At 35.1% G+C, this 1,420-nt stretch carries 1 protein-coding gene; it reads left to right on the top strand.

The genetic code is table 11. The annotated features are described in order from the left end of the window. On the top strand, positions 1 to 1,420 hold a 1,420-nt coding region (locus tag Q0075_RS01470), incomplete at both ends, for a fibronectin type III domain-containing protein (protein WP_297867967.1).

Genomic DNA, 1,420 nt, shown 5'->3' with positions numbered 1-1,420 from the left:
CTGGTGCTACTCAATATAGATTTGAAGTTAGTAGAGGAGCTACTGTATATGAATATACAAATACTTCATCTAATTTCTTTAGATTTAGTTACTTAACTTCTTTAGGATTTGTAAATACTTATGCTACGACTTATTCAGTTCGTGTAAAATATTTTAAATCAGGAGTTTGGAGTGATTATGGTAATCCATGTAATGTTATCACACCTGACGTTCCTTTGACTAAGGTACAAGCTTCTCAGTGTGGTATCACATTAGCATCTTTATCAACACAATTAACAGCAGACGCTATATCAGGTGCTCAAGCATATAGATTTGAGGTTACCAATGGTTTAAACGTAAGAACATTTACCACAGTAAATGGATCTACACGTACTTTCCGTTTAACTGATTTAACAGGAGGTCCTACTTACGCAACAACCTATGCAGTAAGAGTAGCTGTTATGTACAATGATGTTTGGACCTCTTATGGTACATCATGTAATGTTACTACACCTGCCTTACCATTAACTAGCGTTCAAGTATCACAATGTGGTGTTACATTAAGTGCTTTCGATACTCCTATTTATGCTACATCTGTCACAGGTGTAACAGGATATAGATTTGAAGTAACTAATGGTGCAAATGTAAGAACTTATACAGCATTGAATGGATTGAATTATTTTAACTTAACACAGTTGACAGGAGTAATAACTTATTCAACGGTATATAGTATAAAAGTATCAGTTCTTAATAATGGTGAATGGAGTGCGTATGGAAATTCATGTAATGTTACTACGCCAGACCCTTTAACTAGAATTGCAGCCGTTCATTGTGGAACAACAGCTGCATCTTCAACTACTCGTTTTTATGTAGATGCGATATCAGGTAATCCTACGATTTCAGCTTATCGTTTCCAAGTAATAAGAGGCTCAGAAGTTAGAGAGTTTACTACAGCGAATGCAACACAAAACTATTTCCGTTTTTCTGATTTAGGGGTAAGTCCTTATGAAACTTCATATTTAGTTAAAGTTGCGGTATTACATAATGGAGTATGGAGAGCATATGGTGCAGGTTGTACATTGACTACACCAGCTTTACCAGCTACAAAAGTACAAGCATCTCAATGTGGTACAACTTTATCTAGTTACGGTAATACAATTTTTGCAGATGCAATATCTAACGTTAGTAGATATCGTTTTGAGATTACCAATACAGTAACAGGAGCTATAAGAGTAATTACTACAGCAAATGGTACCGTAAGATCATTCAAATTAACAGATATGTCAGGTGGAGCTAATTTTGGCACTACTTATGCTGTTCGTGTAGCAGTAGAAAACAATGGTAATTTTGGACCTTATGGAGTTTCTTGTAATTTAACTACACCTGCCTTACCATTGAGTAAAGTTCAGTCTTCACAATGTGGTATTGTAGGAATTAGTTT

This window comes from uncultured Flavobacterium sp. (genome assembly GCF_937967675.1).
Lineage (GTDB): Bacteria > Bacteroidota > Bacteroidia > Flavobacteriales > Flavobacteriaceae > Flavobacterium.
Note: the sequence above shows the minus strand (reverse complement) of the source record. Positions and strands in the feature narration are given on the sequence as shown.